Origin of the sequence: Mesorhizobium sp. M0276 (genome assembly GCF_040321755.1) — a bacterium.
GTDB lineage: Bacteria > Pseudomonadota > Alphaproteobacteria > Rhizobiales > Rhizobiaceae > Mesorhizobium.
This window is the reverse complement of sequence record NZ_JAMYSC010000029.1, coordinates 50,074-66,255: the sequence shown is the minus strand read 5'-3', so window position 1 is coordinate 66,255 and position 16,182 is coordinate 50,074. Positions and strand designations below refer to the sequence as shown.

General features: G+C 62.0%; 23 protein-coding genes. 10 read left to right on the top strand and 13 right to left on the bottom strand.

Translation table 11 applies throughout. From position 1 onward, the window contains the following. Positions 1–48 precede the first annotated feature (48 nt). From arsC to NKJ01_RS22300, 6 genes are all read right to left on the bottom strand, one after another. The gene (arsC, locus tag NKJ01_RS22325) at positions 49–471 is read right to left on the bottom strand and encodes an arsenate reductase (glutaredoxin) (protein ID WP_352730988.1); all 423 of its coding nucleotides are present in this window, start codon (positions 469–471) and stop codon (positions 49–51) included. Then, positions 468–1,199, bottom strand: coding sequence for an aquaporin (locus NKJ01_RS22320; RefSeq protein ID WP_050589544.1), 732 nt, complete (start codon positions 1,197–1,199; stop codon positions 468–470). Before NKJ01_RS22320 ends, arsC begins: the two co-directional genes overlap by 4 nt. Before the next feature lie 13 nt (positions 1,200–1,212). Continuing rightward, positions 1,213–1,545 carry an ArsR/SmtB family transcription factor gene (locus tag NKJ01_RS22315; RefSeq protein WP_352730986.1) on the bottom strand — a complete coding sequence of 111 codons (333 nt, stop codon included), beginning with the start codon at positions 1,543–1,545 and terminating at the stop codon, positions 1,213–1,215. 74 nt (positions 1,546–1,619) lie between these two features. Continuing rightward, positions 1,620–2,318 (bottom strand): RES family NAD+ phosphorylase, encoded by a 699-nt coding sequence (locus NKJ01_RS22310; protein WP_352730984.1) that lies wholly within the window; start codon positions 2,316–2,318, stop codon positions 1,620–1,622. After that, positions 2,312–2,740, bottom strand: coding sequence for an antitoxin Xre/MbcA/ParS toxin-binding domain-containing protein (locus tag NKJ01_RS22305; RefSeq protein ID WP_352730982.1), 429 nt, complete (start codon positions 2,738–2,740; stop codon positions 2,312–2,314). Before NKJ01_RS22305 ends, NKJ01_RS22310 begins: the two co-directional genes overlap by 7 nt. A 133-nt stretch (positions 2,741–2,873) precedes the next feature. After that, a complete protein-coding gene (locus tag NKJ01_RS22300) occupies positions 2,874–3,251 on the bottom strand; it encodes a GNAT family N-acetyltransferase (protein ID WP_352730981.1) in 378 nt (125 codons plus the stop codon). An 87-nt stretch (positions 3,252–3,338) separates the two neighbouring features. On the opposite strand from NKJ01_RS22300, the gene NKJ01_RS22295 reads away from it, so the two are divergent. The 4 genes from NKJ01_RS22295 (at position 3,339) to NKJ01_RS22280 (ending at position 5,941) form a co-directional block, all read left to right on the top strand. After that, the gene (locus NKJ01_RS22295; protein ID WP_352730979.1) at positions 3,339–3,602 is read left to right on the top strand and encodes a hypothetical protein; all 264 of its coding nucleotides are present in this window, start codon (positions 3,339–3,341) and stop codon (positions 3,600–3,602) included. Positions 3,603–3,626: 24 nt separating this feature from the next. Next, a complete protein-coding gene (locus NKJ01_RS22290) occupies positions 3,627–4,217 on the top strand; it encodes a cation efflux transmembrane domain-containing protein (protein WP_352730977.1) in 591 nt (196 codons plus the stop codon). A gap of 177 nt (positions 4,218–4,394) precedes the next feature. Beyond that, the gene (locus NKJ01_RS22285; protein WP_352608577.1) at positions 4,395–4,781 is read left to right on the top strand and encodes an ester cyclase; all 387 of its coding nucleotides are present in this window, start codon (positions 4,395–4,397) and stop codon (positions 4,779–4,781) included. 104 nt (positions 4,782–4,885) lie between these two features. Beyond that, the gene (locus tag NKJ01_RS22280; RefSeq protein ID WP_352730975.1) at positions 4,886–5,941 is read left to right on the top strand and encodes a YeiH family protein; all 1,056 of its coding nucleotides are present in this window, start codon (positions 4,886–4,888) and stop codon (positions 5,939–5,941) included. A gap of 154 nt (positions 5,942–6,095) precedes the next feature. Here the strand turns inward: NKJ01_RS22280 and msrC are convergent, their stop codons facing one another. From msrC to NKJ01_RS22255, 5 genes are all read right to left on the bottom strand, one after another. Further along, positions 6,096–6,593, bottom strand: a complete 498-nt coding sequence (msrC, locus tag NKJ01_RS22275; RefSeq protein ID WP_352608579.1) for a free L-methionine (R)-S-oxide reductase MsrC — start codon at positions 6,591–6,593, stop codon at positions 6,096–6,098. Positions 6,594–6,774: 181 nt separating this feature from the next. Then, complete coding sequence (locus NKJ01_RS22270) at positions 6,775–7,089, bottom strand: GYD domain-containing protein (RefSeq protein WP_352730973.1); 315 nt, start codon at positions 7,087–7,089, stop codon at positions 6,775–6,777. 263 nt (positions 7,090–7,352) lie between these two features. Continuing rightward, on the bottom strand, positions 7,353–7,511 hold the full coding sequence (locus tag NKJ01_RS22265; protein ID WP_352730971.1) for a hypothetical protein: 159 nt from the start codon (positions 7,509–7,511) through the stop codon (positions 7,353–7,355). A 152-nt stretch (positions 7,512–7,663) separates the two neighbouring features. Then, entirely contained in the window at positions 7,664–9,295 is a 1,632-nt protein-coding gene (gene groL / locus NKJ01_RS22260; protein ID WP_352730968.1) for a chaperonin GroEL, read from the bottom strand. Between the two features lie 33 nt (positions 9,296–9,328). After that, complete coding sequence (locus tag NKJ01_RS22255) at positions 9,329–9,691, bottom strand: co-chaperone GroES (RefSeq protein WP_352608583.1); 363 nt, start codon at positions 9,689–9,691, stop codon at positions 9,329–9,331. 249 nt (positions 9,692–9,940) lie between these two features. Between NKJ01_RS22255 and NKJ01_RS22250 the strand changes: the two genes are divergently transcribed. Together NKJ01_RS22250 and NKJ01_RS22245 are read left to right on the top strand one after the other, a co-directional pair. Further along, complete coding sequence (locus NKJ01_RS22250) at positions 9,941–10,189, top strand: hypothetical protein (protein ID WP_023760015.1); 249 nt, start codon at positions 9,941–9,943, stop codon at positions 10,187–10,189. Then, a complete protein-coding gene (locus tag NKJ01_RS22245) occupies positions 10,186–10,452 on the top strand; it encodes a DUF1488 family protein (protein WP_352730965.1) in 267 nt (88 codons plus the stop codon). Before NKJ01_RS22250 ends, NKJ01_RS22245 begins: the two co-directional genes overlap by 4 nt. A gap of 202 nt (positions 10,453–10,654) precedes the next feature. Here the strand turns inward: NKJ01_RS22245 and NKJ01_RS22240 are convergent, their stop codons facing one another. Together NKJ01_RS22240 and NKJ01_RS22235 are read right to left on the bottom strand one after the other, a co-directional pair. After that, entirely contained in the window at positions 10,655–11,056 is a 402-nt protein-coding gene (locus NKJ01_RS22240) for a type II toxin-antitoxin system HicB family antitoxin (protein ID WP_352730963.1), read from the bottom strand. 5 nt (positions 11,057–11,061) lie between these two features. Beyond that, on the bottom strand, positions 11,062–11,250 hold the full coding sequence (locus NKJ01_RS22235) for a type II toxin-antitoxin system HicA family toxin (protein WP_084025473.1): 189 nt from the start codon (positions 11,248–11,250) through the stop codon (positions 11,062–11,064). Between the two features lie 456 nt (positions 11,251–11,706). On the opposite strand from NKJ01_RS22235, the gene NKJ01_RS22230 reads away from it, so the two are divergent. The 4 genes from NKJ01_RS22230 (at position 11,707) to NKJ01_RS22215 (ending at position 16,174) form a co-directional block, all read left to right on the top strand. Further along, entirely contained in the window at positions 11,707–12,750 is a 1,044-nt protein-coding gene (locus NKJ01_RS22230) for a LacI family DNA-binding transcriptional regulator (RefSeq protein ID WP_352730960.1), read from the top strand. A 63-nt stretch (positions 12,751–12,813) separates the two neighbouring features. After that, positions 12,814–14,061 carry an ABC transporter substrate-binding protein gene (locus NKJ01_RS22225; protein ID WP_352730957.1) on the top strand — a complete coding sequence of 416 codons (1,248 nt, stop codon included), beginning with the start codon at positions 12,814–12,816 and terminating at the stop codon, positions 14,059–14,061. A gap of 332 nt (positions 14,062–14,393) precedes the next feature. Continuing rightward, the gene (locus tag NKJ01_RS22220; protein ID WP_352730954.1) at positions 14,394–15,317 is read left to right on the top strand and encodes a carbohydrate ABC transporter permease; all 924 of its coding nucleotides are present in this window, start codon (positions 14,394–14,396) and stop codon (positions 15,315–15,317) included. Continuing rightward, a complete protein-coding gene (locus tag NKJ01_RS22215; protein ID WP_352730951.1) occupies positions 15,317–16,174 on the top strand; it encodes a carbohydrate ABC transporter permease in 858 nt (285 codons plus the stop codon). The genes NKJ01_RS22220 and NKJ01_RS22215 overlap by 1 nt, the downstream gene beginning before the upstream one ends. Positions 16,175–16,182: the final 8 nt, after the last annotated feature.

Sequence of the window (16,182 nt, the reverse complement as noted above, 5' to 3'; positions counted from 1 at the left end):
GACACTTTTCGCGCCGTCAACAAAATTTCGAAAAATATGGAAATAGCTTCAGACCGTACGCTTGCCCGAGGCGTCGATGACCACCTCGCCGTCCTCCTTGGTGAATGCGCCGATCTCCGGGTTGGGCAGGATGTCCAGCACCTTTTCCGACGGCCGCGCCAGGACGACGCCGAGCGGACTGGCCACGATCGGCCGGTTGATCAGGATCGGATGCTCGAGCATGAGATCGAGGATCTCCTCGTCGGTCCATTTCGGGTCGGCAAGGCCGAGTTCGGCATAGGGCGTGTCCTTCTCGCGCAGCAGGTCTCGTGGTGTCATGCCCATCGCCGCGATCAGTTCGACCAGCCTTTCGCGCGACGGCGGCGTCTTCAGATATTCGATCACCTCCGGCTCCTCGCCCGACTGCCGGATGATGGCCAGCGTGTTGCGCGACGTGCCGCAGGCCCGGTTGTGATAGATGGTGACGGTCATTGCGCGGCCTTCATCTGTTTGATCGGTTTCGGTTCGGCGAGCAGCCAGCCCGCCAGGGTCATCGCCAGCAGCGCCCCCAGCAATTCGGCGGCTATGAAGCCTGGTAGGTCGACCGGACGGATGCCAGAAAAAGTGTCGGAAAAAGCGCGGGCGATAGCGACGGCCGGGTTGGCGAAGGAGGTCGAAGCGGTGAACCAGTAGGCAGCCGTTATGTAGAGCCCGACCAGCCAGGGGATCGCGTCGGAGCGGAAGCGCAGGCCTGCCAGGATGGTGAAGACAAGGCCGAAGGCGGCGACTGCCTCCGCGAGCCATTGCCCGGTTCCGGTCCGCACCGTAGCCGAGGCCTGCAGGATCGGCAGTTCGAACATGGCGTGGGCCAGAAACGTCCCGGCGATGCCGCCCGCGACCTGGGCGATGATATAGGCAAGCGCTGCGTTCGCCTCGATCTCGCGGCGAAGCGCGAATACCAGCGTGACGACGGGATTGAAGTGCGCCCCCGAGATCGGTCCCAGTATCGTGATCAGCACGACGAGGATCGCTCCCGTCGGCAAGGTGTTGCCCAGCAGTGAAACGGCGACGTCGTGGGTCAGCCGGGCGGCCATGATGCCGGAGCCGACCACAGTCGCGACGAGCAGCGCGGTTCCCAAGGCTTCCGCGACGATGCGGCGTGGCAAGTCACCTTCGGCAGGTTGCGGCCGAACTCGTCCACGCGCTTCTGGATCGCTCATCGGTGGTTGCCCCCTAGCAGTCACAGGTCACGGCATTGATGACAGGTCGACAGAGTTCCGGCGCGCCGTTGCAGCAATCTTCCATCAGATAGGCCAGCAGGTCGCGAAAGCCGGTCATGTCGGCGACATAGCGCACGATCCTGCCATCGCGTTCGGGGCGGATCAGCCCGGCATGGGCCAGCACCTTCAGATGCGCCGACGTGGTGTTCTGGATCGTGTCCAACCTCATGGCGATCTCGCCCGCCGGAATGCCTTCCGGCCCGGCCCGCACGAGCAGCCGGAAGACATCAAGCCGCGTCTCCTGGCCAAGTGCGGCCAGTGCGTTCAAGGTGCCTTTCTTATCCATATATCCGAATCCTTGGATTTATGGATTTTCAGTTATCGACTTCCCCATAATCTGTAAAGCACCCTTCCCCGCCATCATGTGACGGCCAGCACCTTTCCCGTATCGTGCTGGCGCACGAAGTCCACGCGGGCACCGTCCCAGTGGTAGCTGTAGTGGCGGCCTTGCACCGGAATGGTGATGACATCAGGCCAGAAGATGCCGATGCAGCCCCCGCCGGGCATGCGCACGCTGCTCCACACCAGCCCGTCGCTACCGGCCGCGCGCAGCGCCCGCCCTTCCGTCTGCGAGGCGGAATAGTCGTCCGGGTCGAGCACGCCGGGCACCGCGTTGACGTCATCGAGATCGCGGTCGACGCTGCCGATCAGCACGCGGAAATCCGCAGTCCAGCCCGGATCCTCGTTGGTGGCGCGCATGAATTTCTGGTGGTGGTGGACGGTCTCGGCCAGCGCCACCTCCTCGCTGTCGCCGGCATAGTAGATGCCATAGCTGCCATCCGAGAAGCGCCCCGGCCGCAGCGTCGAGCAGTGCACGAAGGGCGCCATCACGAAGCTGGAGCCGGGTCCGGAAACCCGTCTTGCGGCAGCCACCTTGCCGAGATCGCCGATCTCGAACCTTATGCGCGGGTTGGTTTTCTCCTCGACGGAGGCTAGCGCTTCCCAGTCGCGCGGATCGGCAATGTCCTCGAAAAGGTCGATCGGCGGATGGATGGACCGAATGATGCGGAAGGTCTGCTGCCAGTGGACATGGCGACGGACCGCAAGTCCACTCACCATGCACCACGCTCCGCGTCGAGCCATTCGCGCATCGCGGCAAGATCGGAAATTTCGCCACGCAGCATAAGGTCGAGAGCCGACTGGCCGCCGAAGGCGGCATTGGGCTTGCGGATCCAGGCATAGCCGCGCGCCGGCTCCGTAAAGAGATAGCGCAGGCCCTTGTGGATGCCCATCAGGTGCGCCATGCGGGTACGCAGGTCGCGGTCGATCCTGCCGATGCCGCCTTCTTTCCAGCGTGCCCCAGTCTTCCAACGTGCCCAAGTGCGGGCCGACATGCCGCCGAGCAGGATGCATGCCTCCAGGTCCGTGAGATTCCAGGCCTTGAACAAATTGACCGTGGTGCGCGCGAGCGCGCCCGCCTCGTCGTCTGATATGACACTTCCCGCTGCGGCCGGCGTGGTGACTATGGACTGAAGCTGCATTTTGCTCCTCGCTATTGACAGATATATAGCATGTATCTGCCAATTGGCAAGACGGCGCTCGCCGAGCCGAGTCTATTCCGCCGCTTCGTACCGAAAAGGCGCAACGGCCCGAGGATGTACCCGGCCGCCCATATCAGCCCGTGAGTCTCTTGCTCATATAGACCGTCACGCCACTCATGAACGGCTCTTCCCGGTCCACGACATAGCCGTGCCTCCTGTAGAGCGACACATTGGTTTCGAACGCGCCATTGGTCAGCAGGCGAAGCTCGAGGCGGCCCGCTTCTATTGCCTGTTGCTCGGCCCGCTCCAGCAACAGCCGGCCGATCCCCCTGTCCTGCGCATCCGGTGCGACGCAGACGTTCTCGATCCAGAGATGATCGTCGGCCAGGATGGTTTCGATCATCCCGACGATACGGCCACCTCGACGGCAAGATCGAACGAATGCTCGGCAACGGCCTTGTCGTAGTCGGTGCGCATCGGCAGCGGCTCGCGGCCGATCACCGGCACCCATTTGGCATAGGCGGCCCGAACGATATCCCTGATCGCGGCGGCATCCGCCGGCACGGCTGGCCGAAACCGGATGGAAGAGACGATTGTCATGAAAATGCTCCAGAATATGAAAACCCCGCCGGCCTGCTTGAGGCGGACGGGGCTGGAAACGAACGAACCGGGCTATCGTGCCGGCCTTCGTCGTCGCGCAATCAGCTTGCCGCTCCGCACGGCGCAGGGGCGGCGCCGCTTGGTGTTGATGAGCGAAAAGACGAACATGCCGTCACGCTGGGGCATGAAGCGTGGCGCTGTCAAGGCGGATGCTCAATCGGTAATGTCTCACGTCATGGATTCGTTGCAGGTCTCGCGGTAACGGCAATTGATCGATGGACAGAATATGACCGGGACGCTGAACAAGGCGGTGCGGATGGTCGCCATCCTGAACCTCGCCTATTTCGGAATCGAGTTTGCCGTAGCCGTTTGGATCGGATCGGTATCGCTGTTCGCGGACAGCATCGATTTTCTGGAGGATGCATCCGTCAACCTCCTGATCATGGTTGCGCTGGGCTGGACTATGCGCAACAGAGCGCGGCTCGGAATGGCGCTGGCGGGAGTACTTCTGATCCCGGCTTTGGCGACGTTATGGACGGCCTGGGAGAAATTCAACATTCCGATTCCGCCAGCGCCCGTTCCGCTAACGCTCACCGCGGTTGGCGCGATCCTCGTCAACCTGTCGTGCGCGCTGTTGCTGGCCCGCTATCGCCATCACAGCGGCAGCCTTACCCATGCAGCATTCCTGTCGGCCCGCAACGACGTCCTGGCGAATGTCGCAATCATTGCCGCCGGCCTGGTCACGGCGTTCGTGTGGAATTCGGCTTGGCCAGATATCATCGTAGGCCTTGCAATCGCCGTCATGAATGCGGATGCGGCCCGCGAGGTCTTCACGGCCGCAAGACGCGAGTTCGCACAAGGCCAAATTTCAAACTGAGATGTTCCCGCCCGATCCGGGCGCAAGCCTCGCGTCCTCGATACGCCGTCGGTCAACACGGATCTCGTTGATGCCGACCTCTTCCAACAGCACAATCCATCTGGATTGAACCTGCCGTCGCTCTATCTTCTTGCTCGAGCGTCACCTCTTCCAAGACGCAAGCGCCGGAGCGTTGCCGTGACCGACACAGAGCTGGCTGACAACTATCGAGGCTACATCGCTTGCCTCAACAATCAGGATTGGCGCAACCTGCATCGGTTCGTCCATGACGAGGTGCACTATAATGGCGACCGGGTCGGGCTGGCGGGTTACCGCAAAAAGCTGGAGCGGGATTTATCCGAGATTCCGGACCTCTATTTCGACATCCAGCTGCTGATTTCGGATACGCCCTTCATAGCCAGCCGGCTCCAATTCAACTGCACGCCGATCGGAGACTTCCTCGGCCTGCCCGTCAACGGCAGGAAGGTCTCCTTCAGCGAGAACGTCTTCTACGAATTTCTCGACGACAGGATCAGGCACGTCTGGTCGGTGATCGACAAGGCGGCCATCGAAGCGCAGCTTTAGTCTGACAATCGTTCGTAAAAATCGATCGTTCTAACGAAAATAATTCGTTGGAAAGATTGGTTCTGGAATGGCATTCCTCCGCGATACCAGCCCGGAGCATTGCATTGTCTTCCTTTACCCACATTGCGAACGATATTCCGAAAAGCCTGATTTCTGCCGATCTTCCCCGGGGACAAAAATCTCTCAAATGGAGCGGCATCGTGCCAGGCATCGTCTTGGTCGCGATGATCACCGGGGTCGCCTTCTCGGCCCGCAATGTCTCAGGTTTCGCTTTGTTCAGCCCGATGATAACCGCCGTCGTCGCCGGCATGATCTATTCCAACGTGCTCGGCACGCCCGCCCACGCCAAAGCCGGCATCGCGTTTTCGCAGCGCCGGCTGCTGCGCTTTGCCATCGTGCTGCTCGGCTTCCAGCTGACGCTTGGCCAGATGGTATCGATTGGCGCCTACGGCGTCAGCATCGTGGCGGCTACGCTCGGCGCCACCTTCGTCTTCACCATCACGCTTGGCCGGCTGATCGGCGTCGACGCCAAGCTGGCGCAGCTGATCGCCGCCGGCACTTCGGTCTGCGGCGCCTCGGCCATCGTCGCCACCAACATCGTCACCGATGCGCGCGACGAGGACGTCACCTACGCCGTCGCGTCGATCACTCTGTTCGGCACCGTCGCCATGCTCGGCTTCCCGCTCATGGCGCCTATGCTCGGCCTCGACCAGCACGCTTTCGGCCTGTGGGCCGGCGCTTCGATCCATGAGGTGGCGCAAGTCATCGGCGCCGGCTTCCAGAACGGCACCCAGTCCGGCGAGATCGCCACCGTCGCCAAGCTGACCCGCGTCGCCATGCTGGCGCCGATGGTCATCACGCTCGGCCTGATGGCCCGCCGCAAAAGCAGCGGTCAGTCGGCCGCACAGCCGCCCATGCCTTGGTTCGTCGCCGCCTTTGTCGCCGTCGTCGCGCTGAACAGCTTGGTCACCATGCCGGCCGAAATGAAGTCGGCAATGGCGCTCGCCACCACGATCATGCTGACCATGGGGCTGGCCGCCATGGGCCTGCAGGCAGATATTTCGCAGCTGCGCTCGCGCGGCCTGCGCCCGCTGGCGCTGGCCTTCTCGGCCTTCCTGTTCATCGGCTGCTTCAGCCTGATGCTGGTGAAATTCGCCTAGTCCAGACCGGGCCAGGGCATGCTGATATTCAGGTCAGGCCGGGGCGAGAACGATGGCTTCCGAGAACCGGAGCGGAGCGTACTTAAGTACGTGAGCACCGGAAGCGCAGGAAGCCGCCGTTCGCAGCCCGGCCTCACCTGAATATCAGCATGCCCTAATCCTCGAACGAACTCGCCGCTGCATAGATCGCCGCCAGCGTCTCAATGCCGGCCTGGTCGGCCTTGTCGAAGCGGGCCGGCAGCGGGCTATCGAGATCGAGCACGCCGAAGACGCCTTCATCGTCCTCCAGCAGCACGACCAGTTCCGAGCGCGAGTCGGCGTCGCAGGCGATGTGGCCGGGGAAATCATGCACATCCTTGATCAGCATCGAGGTGCCGAGTTCGACCGCGGTTCCGCACACACCCTTGCCGACGGCGATGCGCACGCAGGCCGGCTTGCCCTGGAACGGCCCGAGTACCATTTCCTCGTCCGATTGCAGGAAATAGAACCCAGCCCAGTTGAGATCCGGCACCATCTGGAAGATCAGCGCCGCGGTGTTGGCGGCGTTGGCGATCGAATCGCGCTCGCCGTCGAGCAGCGCCTTAAGCTGGGCTGCAAGGTCGCGATAGAACGCGGCCTTGTCTGAGGTGTCGATGGCTTTGGCCGCAAGCATGGCTTGTCTCCGTAGTCAGAATCGCGGTTGCGTTTCCGCAAGCTCTCTGCACCAAACGACCACCGGACGATACTAGCTTGAACTCCAGTCGCAGCGAAAGTCGGAAGAAGATGCCTGTCCGACACTCGGCAGCACGGCACGTCCATCGAACCGTGCTGCCTTGATCAAGAAGGCAAGTCCATCAGCCGGCGGGTTTGTACGCGCCGGCTGCCTTGTTGGCGGCCGCGAGCACTGCCTTCATGTCGAGTTCTTCCAGAACAACCATCTCGGTCAGCGAGCCGCTCGCTCGCACCGCAAGGGACATGCCAATCCCCGCTGACTGGTCCGGCACCTCGCCATTGACGACGACGTCATAGATGCCGCGCGTGAACATCATGCTGGTCATCTTGCCGCCAACGCTTTCAAAAAGCGCCTTGACCGCAGCTTGCCTGTCCGAGCCTTGCATCAATCCTTTGGCGGCATGAGGCGCATAGTTTGCCAAAATAGTCACTTTCATGGGTATTTCCTCCAAATGTCACTGTCTCGTGGCTGCTCCATAATTCGAGCGGCACGGAGTGATTTTTCGGTAACAATCGCAGGCGCCCTTGGACGCGTTGGCGGCCGAGGGCCCGCTGCCTGAGAAATATGCGCCTTAGCTAATGTAATGACAATACCAGACAGGCCGTTAGCAGCCACCGGATTGCGGAAGTGATCTGGCTGGATCTCGGCTCGGCCAATGGCATCGAGCTCGGGCCGAAAAGTGGCGGCGGCGCCGCAGATTCACATCGGGCGTTTGGGTTCGCTCTTTGATGGCTTCGGCGTGTTGAAATCGGATTTCTTGTGCTTGTCGGCGGCAATCCTGCGGATGCGGTCGAAGCGGCTTTCCTCGGTATTTTCGGTCGTGACGACCGTCTCTGGCTTCCGCACGAACGTGATCATGGATCCGTCTCCTGGGCTAGAGGCCTGCACGCCGGGAGAAAATACCCCCGGCGGTAGTTATCCAGGCTCCATTGAAGAGCCGGGGTGGCTGAATTCAGGACAGGTCTGAAAGGTGGCTTTTATGAAATCACCTTTCGCAGGCCGGCCGAATCTTAGTAGCCGCCCATGCCGCCGCCACCGCCACCCGCAGGTGCGGCATCCTTGGCCGGAATGTCGGTGATCATCGCTTCGGCGGTGATCAGAAGGGCTGCGATCGAGCCGGCATCCTGCAGCGCGGTGCGCACCACTTTCGCCGGGTCGACGATGCCCGCCTTGATCATGTCGACATAGACCTCGTTCTGGGCGTCGAAGCCCTGATTGTGGTCCTTGCTGTCGATCAGCTTGCCGACGACGATCGAGCCTTCGACGCCGGAATTCTCGGCGATCTGGCGGATCGGCGCTTCCAGAGCCCGAAGCACGATCGAGATGCCCGCGGTGACATCGGCATTGGCGCCATTCAAGCCGGCCAGTGCCGACCTGGCACGCAGCAGTGCCACCCCGCCGCCCGGCACGATGCCTTCTTCAACCGCGGCGCGCGTTGCGTTCAACGCATCGTCGATGCGGTCCTTCTTTTCCTTGACTTCCGACTCGGTTGCGCCGCCGACGCGGATGACGGCAACGCCGCCGGAGAGTTTGGCCAGCCGCTCCTGCAGCTTTTCCTTATCGTAGTCGGAGGTCGTCTCCTCGATCTGGCCCTTGATCTGGGCGACGCGCGCCTGGATGGTCGCCTTGGTGCCGGCGCCGTCGATGATCGTGGTGGTGTCTTTCTCGATCAGCACGCGCTTGGCGCGGCCGAGCATTTCGACGGTGACGTTTTCGAGCTTGATGCCGAGATCCTCGGAGATCATCTGGCCCGATGTCAGCACGGCGATGTCTTCCAGCATCGCCTTGCGGCGGTCGCCGAAACCCGGCGCCTTGACCGCCGCGACCTTGAGGCCACCGCGCAATTTGTTGACGACCAGCGTGGCGAGTGCCTCGCCTTCGACGTCTTCGGAGATGATCAGCAGCGGTTTGCCGCTTTGCACCACCGCTTCGAGGATCGGCAGCATCGCCTGCAGATTGCCGAGCTTCTTCTCGTGGATGAGGATGTAGGGCTCTTCCAGCTCGGCTCGCATCTTGTCGGCATTGGTGACGAAATAGGGCGAGAGATAACCGCGGTCGAACTGCATGCCTTCGACGACGTCGAGCTCGGTGTCGGCGGTCTTGGCTTCCTCGACGGTGATGACGCCGTCATTGCCGACCTTGTCCATCGCCTTGGCGATCATCTCGCCGACGCTGGCATCGCCATTGGCGGCGATGGTGCCGACCTGGGCGATTTCGGCCGACGACTTGACCTTCTTGGCGCGGGCCTGGATTTCCTTGACCACGGCGGAAACTGCCTGGTCGATGCCGCGCTTGAGGTCCATCGGGTTCATGCCGGCGGCGACCAGCTTGGCGCCTTCGCGCAGGATCGATGCGGCCAGCACCGTAGCGGTGGTGGTGCCGTCACCAGCCAGATCGTTGGTCTTCGAGGCGACTTCGCGCACCATCTGCGCGCCCATGTTCTCGAACTTGTCGGCAAGCTCGATTTCCTTGGCGACGGTGACGCCGTCCTTGGTGATGCGCGGAGCGCCATAGGCCTTGTCGAGGATGACGTTGCGGCCCTTGGGACCGAGCGTGACCTTCACAGCATTGTTGAGGATCTCGACGCCGCGCAGCATGCGGTCGCGCGCATCGGTGGAGAATTTGATTTCCTTGGCAGACATGATTTTTATCCAGTTCGGTCGGAGAAAATGAGATCAGGCAGCTTTCTTGGCGGCCGCGCTCTTGTCGATGACGCCCGTCTCGCTCTTGTCGATCACGCCAGTCTCGCTCTTGTCGATGACGCCCATGATGTCAGCTTCCTTCATGATCAGAAGGTCCTCGCCATCGATCTTGACCTCGGTGCCCGACCATTTGCCGAACAGGATGAAGTCGCCTGCCTTGACGTCGAGTGGAACAAGCGCGCCGTTTTCGTCACGGGCGCCAGGCCCAACGGCGATGACTTCGCCTTCCGCGGGCTTTTCCTTGGCATTGTCCGGGATGATGATACCGCCCTTGGATTTGATATCGCCTTCGGCGCGACGAATGACGACGCGGTCGTGGAGTGGCCGAAATTTCATGGGAACATTCTTTCTGGGGCCGGCACAGGCGGCCACGCCCCCTTTCTATAGACGCATTGGCACTCGATAGATAGGAGTGCCAAAAATTATTCGCGCCCGAATTAAATATTCAAAAGTATTATTTCGGCGGCCGGTTTCGTGATATCCGCAGATCGTCAAATAATTCAAAAGATTGAATTTTGCCGATCGAGTGCCTATTTGTCGGACGAGTTCACTTTCACGATTTCAGGTACAAGGGAGATTTCTTCGATGGCCGAAGGCAATCAGACGATCATGGAAAAAGCTGAAGCCCGCTTTGTCGACAAGCAGAAGAAGACAGCGGAGAAAAACAAGGCAACCGCCGAATATATGTCCGAAGCGAGGGCCCGGGAGATCAAGACGGCAAGGCTCAGGGAACTGCGGCTGGCCAAGGAAGAGGCTGACCGCGTCGCCGAGGCTCTCAATCCTACGCCGAAGAAGAAGCGGGTGACCAAGAAAGCCACGGAGGCCAAGACATGAGTCTCACCTTCCCCAACCGTAGCCGCAGCTATGACGAGGCCGGCCAGCGCATCCGTTTCGTCGGCTATGATGGCATGTTCCAGATCTCCTTTTCGGTCGCCGCCGACGCGATGGCGAAGATGCAGCCAGCAGCCGCAGCCAATGAGGCCGGTTACCTCGCCACATTCGACACCGAGGGCCGCGCCATCCGCGAAGTGGCGTCGAGGGCTTACGACCGCACCCACAGGAGCATGTATGTGCTGACGGCAGCCGATTTCGGCTGAGGACCGAATGGCGGCGACGGCGATCAGGGCCTGCGCCCTGCCCTCCGCGCGTCCTAACGCCGGGTCCGTGGCGCTCACGGCTCCAGTCTTGGGTATCGATGGTCACGCAACGCAGGGTCATGATCGTCGAGGCCAAGACGCTTCCAAGTGAAAGCGCTGCTGGCCTCTGAAGTTCCGCCCACCTTTCGTCACGAAAGGTGGGTTAGGTAGCCTCGAGTTCCATTACCTTCACTGCCGCTTTGGCGAGAAATCCAGAACGGGTGTAACCATGAGCCTCGGCGAAGGCATCTATTCGCTGAAGAACGTCATCTGGTAGAGTGACGTTTACCCGCACCGCCTTTTTTGCTTCGGTTTTCAGGCCAACTAGAATGGCGACACCATCGCGGTTGACAGACGACGCCATAACCTCGGCTAGAGACGAGGGTTCTGGAATAGCCTCCCCATCTTCGACAAGCCCTTCCACATGAAAGGCAAGGGCCTCTTCGGCCATAACTCGCGCGTCATCCAAGTCCTTACCTGCCGTAATCACGCCAGGAAAATCAGGAAAAGACACGCCGAAGTCGCTTTCGCCATCCTTATGGATAAGTCCAATATACTGCTTCATGTCTCTCACCTCAGTCTCAATCCGGACTGCTTTTCGATACTGCGCAGGGTGCCGATGGGTATGTCTCGCTTGGGGTGCGGAACAGTGACCCGTCCCGGTTTGTCGTTATGCTTGAACTGAGCATGACTGCCTTTTCGAGCAACTTCGAACCATCCATCGCCAACTAATCTTGCAATCATATCGGCGCTCTTCATGTGTGTATAAATACACACTTATCCTCGCGATGTCAATGAAAACTGGTCCAGGCCGAATCAGCCTGTATGACCGCGGCGGTCGCTTGGCGAACATCGTCGCTGTCGCCGCTGTTGTCGAAAGCAGTGCCGGTTCCATCGTGGTTCAATTCCCTGGATCATCTGGCTCGCGCTCAACGGCAACTCAGGCGATGAGGTCGCGGACTCAATGGTGCGGCCTGACGGCAGCCGGTTCCGGCGGATCAGCCGAGATCCATCTCCTCGACCATCGGGGCGAATTCCAAACCTGAAGTCATTGCCCTGTCCAGACCATTTTTCCGCTTGAACGACCATCAGATCTGGCTTAGCCTTGGTTTGAGAAAAGGTTTTTCCAAACATTTCCGATCGGGCTTGGCCGCGTGCCGGCCTCGCTCGGACCAGTAAGAGAAAACCTTTTCCCAGCTAAGGATTCTCGGCGCGATGCCATCGGACGATCTGCCTGTTCCGGCCTTTTCCAAGCCAGTCACCTTGCGTGACGTGGCCGCGCAGGCCGGTGTCAGCGTCGCTACCGCCTCGAAGGCGCTCAACAACCAGGGGCGAATGACCGGCGAAACGCGCGAACGCATCCGCGAGACGGCGCGGCGCCTCGGCTTCCGGCCCAACAGCCTGGCGCAGAGCCTGCTCCGGCGGCGCAGCTTCACTGTCGGCCTGCTCACCAATGATACCTATGGCCGCTTCTCGCTGCCGCTGATGTCGGGCATCTCGGACGCGCTGGTCGACAATGGCGTGTCGGTGTTCCTGTGCAATGTCGAGGAGGATCCGCGGCTGGGTCAGATGCATGTCGATGCCATGCTCGACAAGCGCGTCGACGGCATCATCGCCACCGGCAAGCGCATCGACCGCCATCTGCCCGTCGACCTCAGCAATCTGCGCGTCCCGGTGATCTATGCCTTCACGCAGCCCGATCCCGACGCCGTCGCCTTCGTTTCGGACGATTCCGACGGCGCCCGGCTGGCGGTCGAGCACCTTTGCCGGCTGGGCTGGAAGCGCATCGCCCATGTCACCGGCCCAGCGAGCTTTGCCGTGGTGCACGCCCGCGCCCAGGCTTACCGCGACGTGCTGATCGAAAACGGCCTGCCGGTCACCGAGCCGCTGCTCGGCTCCTGGTCGGAAGCCTGGGGCCACGCGGCGGTGGCGCAGCTATTCGACGGCAAGAGCGAGAGGCCGGACGCCGTCTTCTGCGGCAACGACCAGATCGCGCGCGGCGTTATCGATGCCTTGCGCGAGCGCGGCCTGAACGTTCCCCGCGATGTCGGCGTCATCGGTTTCGACAATTGGGAGATCGTGGCCGAGGCAACGCGCCCGCCGCTGACCTCCATCGACATGAACCTGGTCGCACTCGGGCGCGAGGCCGGGCTGACCCTGCTTTCGCTGGTCGGCGGCAAGCCCGCCGCGCCGGGCATTCGAAAACTGCCGTGCCGGCTGGTGGTGCGGCAGTCATGCGGCCATCCGCTGGATGGCTGAAAACCAAGCGCCGCGCAATCGGCGCCAAGCCGCGGAGCGCGGTCAAACCTGGAGGAGGAGAATATGAGGAACCTGATTGCCAAACTGGCCCTGGCCGCTGCCGTTCTGGGTAGCGGTCTCGGTACTGCCGCCGCCGAGACGGCCAACATCTGGGTACGCGCCGACGGCTCGAATTTCATGCCGAGGATCGTCGACGCCTACAACAAGGCGCACACCAACCAGGTCAAGCTGGACATCATCCCCAATGCCGAGATCATCCCGAAATATGGCGCTGCGGCCGCCGGCGGCACTGCTCCGGACGCGCTGTCGCTCGACCTGATCTACACGCCATCCTTCGCCGCTGCCGGCCAGTTGGAGGATATCACCGACTGGGCCAAGTCCCTGCCCTATTTCGCCAGCCTGTCGCCGGCGCATGTGAAGACCGGCACCTACAAGGACCACATTTACGGCCTGCCGTTCTCCGCCGACGCCTCGGTGCTGATCTGGAACAAGAAGCTGTTCAAGCAGGCCGGCCTCGACCCTGAGAAGGGGCCGACCAACTGGGCCGAGATCGCGGCCGACGCCGAGAAGGTCAACGCGCTCGGCGGTAACATCAAGGGCTTTTACTTCTCGGGCAATTGCGGCGGCTGCAACATCTTCACCTTCACGCCGCTGATCTGGGCGTCGGGCGGCGACATCCTTTCGGAAGATGGCTCGAAGGCGACGCTGGACAGCCCGCAATTGCGCGGGGCCATCGATCTCTACCGCTCGATGGTCAAGAAGGATCTGGTGCCGGCAGGCGCGCAGACCGACACCGGCGCTAATTTCTTCGCCGCCTTCGCTGCCGGCAATATCGGCATCTCGCCGTCCGGCGCCTTCGCCATCGGCGCGCTCAACACCCAGTATCCCGATATCGACTATGGCGTCACCTTCCTGCCGGGCAAGGATAGCGGCTGGTCGTCCTTTGCTGGCGGCGACAATTTCGTCGTCACCAAGGGCACCACGAAACTGCCCGTGGTGAAAGAATTCCTCGATTTCGCCTATTCGCTCGAGGGCCAGACCATCCTCGCCAAATACGGCAGCCTGCCGGTGCGCGGCGACATCGCCAAGGAAGCGCTGAAGGATCTCGATCCGCGCTACCAGGTCGCCGCCGAGGCCATGGCCAAGGGCCGCACGCCCTATTCGGTGGTGTTCAACGACCTGATCAACTCCGCCAACGGGCCGTGGACGCAGATGATCAACGAGGTCTTCTTCGGCGACGACGTCGACGGCGCGATCGCCAATGCGCAGGAGACGATGCAGTCGATCATCGACCAGGCGCCGCAGAAGTAGCGGCGTCTGCCGGCCGCCCGCTCGTCTCCCTGGGCGGGTGGCCGCCCCAGCTCCCCCTTGAGGGAAGGATGACATCGCATCCGTCAGTGCAGGCTATTCGACATGGAAGCTTTGAGACATCCGCTCGGCCTATCCAGTTTGGGTTCCTCGCCCCCACGTGAGTGGGGGAGAGGTGGCTCGGCGAAGCCGAGACGGAGAGGGGGACTGCGCCCTACGAAGGCCCCCTCTCCGGCCGCGTCGCGGCCACCTCACCCCCCCCTCTGGCGGGGGGGAGGAACCCAAGCTGGAATTCCCTCCTCACAAGGGGAACGGAAAGCAAGAGCAGAGCAGCCATGACCTCCATCGCAACCATCACCGCGCCGCCCCGCTCCCGAAAACTCGTCGGCGCCGGCCGGCAATGGATCGGCCTGCTCTATGTCGCGCCGGCCATCGCGCTGGTCGTCGTCTTTTTCCTGATACCGCTCGGCATGACGGCGTGGATGTCGCTGCACAACTGGCCCTTGATGGGCGAGCACAGCTATGTCGGCCTCGGCAACTATGTCGCTATCCTGCGCGACACAAGGTTCTGGAACGCGCTGCGCTTCACCGCCTACTACACCGTGATTGTCACCATCGCGATCTTCGTGGTGGCGTTCCCGCTGGCGCTGTTCGTCGAACGGCCGCGGCCGCTGACCAACCTCTACCGGACCATGTTCTTCATGCCGGCGGTGGTCGGTTTCGCCTCGGCCAGCCTGCTCTGGTCATGGCTCTTGAATGTCGATTCCGGCCTGTTCAGCCCGGCCGCCTACGATCTCGGCCTGATCGACAAGAAATTCAACCTGCTGGCCACCTTCCAACCGGCCTTCTGGTCGATCATCGCCATGGTCGTCTGGAAGGTCGCCGGCTTCACCATGATCATCCTGATGGCCGGCCTGCAGTCGATCCCGCAGGACCTGCAGGAGGCCGCAGTCATCGACGGCGCCGGGCCGTTCGCCAGGTTCCGCGCGATCACCCTGCCGCTGATGCGCCGCACACTGGCGCTGTCGCTGATCCTGTCGGTCGCCGGCTCGATCCTCGCTTTCGACCAGTTCTACATCATCCTGCGTGGCGGTCCGCGCAACCAGACGCTGACGGCCGTCTACTGGATCTTCAACCAGTCTTTCGTCTCGTTCAAGCTCGGCTATGGTGCCGCGCTCTCGATGGTGCTGCTCGTCGTCCTGGTGGCGCTCAGCCTCGTCCAGCTGTGGCTGCTGCGCAAGCCGGAGGGGCTCGACTGATGGCGCAGGCCGCTTCCCGCAACCGCCGGCTCCTGGCTCGCATCGGCGAGCATTCGACCGGCATCATCGCCTCGGTGCTGTTTGCGGCGCCGATCGTGTGGGCGGTGCTGTCGGCGTTCAAGCCAGCCGCCGAGGCACGCCTGCCGCCGCTGCCGCCCTGGCCGACGTCAGGCTTCTCGCTGGAGAACTACGCCACGCTCAACAGCTTCGGCGACGGGCTCTGGGTCTCGGCGCAAAACAGCATCTACGTCTCGGTGATGACCGTGCTGCTGTCGGTCGCTGTCAGCGTGCTGGCCGGTTACGGTTTTTCGCGGTTCCGGTTTCCGTTCAAGGACCTGGTCTTCATCCTCATCCTATCGACGATCATGATCCCGTTCCAGTCGATCCTGACGCCCATCTTCCTGGTGCTGACCAAGCTTGGCCTGCACAACACGCTGACCGGCCTGGTCGGCGTCTATGTGACGCTGCAGCTGCCGTTCTCCATCTTCATGATGCGCAATGCATTCGACGCGGTGCCGCGCGAGATCGAGGAAGCCGCCCGCATGGACGGTGCCGGCAATCTCACCATGCTTTTGAAGGTGATGCTGCCGCTGGTCTGGCCGGGCGTCGTCACCATCGCGCTATTTGCCTTCCTCGGCGCCTGGAACGAATTCCTCGCAGCCCTCGTGCTGATGACCGACCAGTCCAAGTTCACGCTGCCGGTGATGATGACCGCGCTGCAGTCGGGCCGCTTCGGCGCCATCGACTGGGGTGCGGTGCAGGCGGGCGTCACCGTGATGATGGTGCCCTGCCTCATCCTGTTCCTGGTCCTGCAGCGTTTCTACATCCGCGGCCTGATGGCCGGGGCCATCAAATAAACAGACCG

Bases quoted from the DNA above. Each gene is read 5' to 3' on its own strand.
- NKJ01_RS22320 (WP_050589544.1), bottom strand. From the start codon at position 1,199: ATGAGCGATCCAGAAGCGCGTGGACGAGTTCGGCCGCAACCTGCCGAA.
- NKJ01_RS22255 (WP_352608583.1), bottom strand. From the start codon at position 9,691: ATGAAATTTCGGCCACTCCACGACCGCGTCGTCATTCGTCGCGCCGAA.
- groL (WP_352730968.1), bottom strand. From the start codon at position 9,295: ATGTCTGCCAAGGAAATCAAATTCTCCACCGATGCGCGCGACCGCATG.
- NKJ01_RS22215 (WP_352730951.1), top strand. From the start codon at position 15,317: ATGGCGCAGGCCGCTTCCCGCAACCGCCGGCTCCTGGCTCGCATCGGC.
- NKJ01_RS22315 (WP_352730986.1), bottom strand. From the start codon at position 1,545: ATGGATAAGAAAGGCACCTTGAACGCACTGGCCGCACTTGGCCAGGAG.
- NKJ01_RS22235 (WP_084025473.1), bottom strand. From the start codon at position 11,250: ATGAAGAGCGCCGATATGATTGCAAGATTAGTTGGCGATGGATGGTTC.
- NKJ01_RS22250 (WP_023760015.1), top strand. From the start codon at position 9,941: ATGGCCGAAGGCAATCAGACGATCATGGAAAAAGCTGAAGCCCGCTTT.
- NKJ01_RS22300 (WP_352730981.1), bottom strand. From the start codon at position 3,251: ATGGGTGCCGGTGATCGGCCGCGAGCCGCTGCCGATGCGCACCGACTA.
- NKJ01_RS22245 (WP_352730965.1), top strand. From the start codon at position 10,186: ATGAGTCTCACCTTCCCCAACCGTAGCCGCAGCTATGACGAGGCCGGC.
- NKJ01_RS22295 (WP_352730979.1), top strand. From the start codon at position 3,339: ATGAAAATGCTCCAGAATATGAAAACCCCGCCGGCCTGCTTGAGGCGG.
- msrC (WP_352608579.1), bottom strand. From the start codon at position 6,593: ATGCTTGCGGCCAAAGCCATCGACACCTCAGACAAGGCCGCGTTCTAT.
- NKJ01_RS22225 (WP_352730957.1), top strand. From the start codon at position 12,814: ATGAGGAACCTGATTGCCAAACTGGCCCTGGCCGCTGCCGTTCTGGGT.
- NKJ01_RS22305 (WP_352730982.1), bottom strand. From the start codon at position 2,740: ATGCAGCTTCAGTCCATAGTCACCACGCCGGCCGCAGCGGGAAGTGTC.
- arsC (WP_352730988.1), bottom strand. From the start codon at position 471: ATGACCGTCACCATCTATCACAACCGGGCCTGCGGCACGTCGCGCAAC.
- NKJ01_RS22240 (WP_352730963.1), bottom strand. From the start codon at position 11,056: ATGAAGCAGTATATTGGACTTATCCATAAGGATGGCGAAAGCGACTTC.
- NKJ01_RS22230 (WP_352730960.1), top strand. From the start codon at position 11,707: ATGCCATCGGACGATCTGCCTGTTCCGGCCTTTTCCAAGCCAGTCACC.
- NKJ01_RS22270 (WP_352730973.1), bottom strand. From the start codon at position 7,089: ATGAAAGTGACTATTTTGGCAAACTATGCGCCTCATGCCGCCAAAGGA.
- NKJ01_RS22265 (WP_352730971.1), bottom strand. From the start codon at position 7,511: ATGATCACGTTCGTGCGGAAGCCAGAGACGGTCGTCACGACCGAAAAT.
- NKJ01_RS22290 (WP_352730977.1), top strand. From the start codon at position 3,627: ATGACCGGGACGCTGAACAAGGCGGTGCGGATGGTCGCCATCCTGAAC.
- NKJ01_RS22220 (WP_352730954.1), top strand. From the start codon at position 14,394: ATGACCTCCATCGCAACCATCACCGCGCCGCCCCGCTCCCGAAAACTC.
- NKJ01_RS22310 (WP_352730984.1), bottom strand. From the start codon at position 2,318: ATGGTGAGTGGACTTGCGGTCCGTCGCCATGTCCACTGGCAGCAGACC.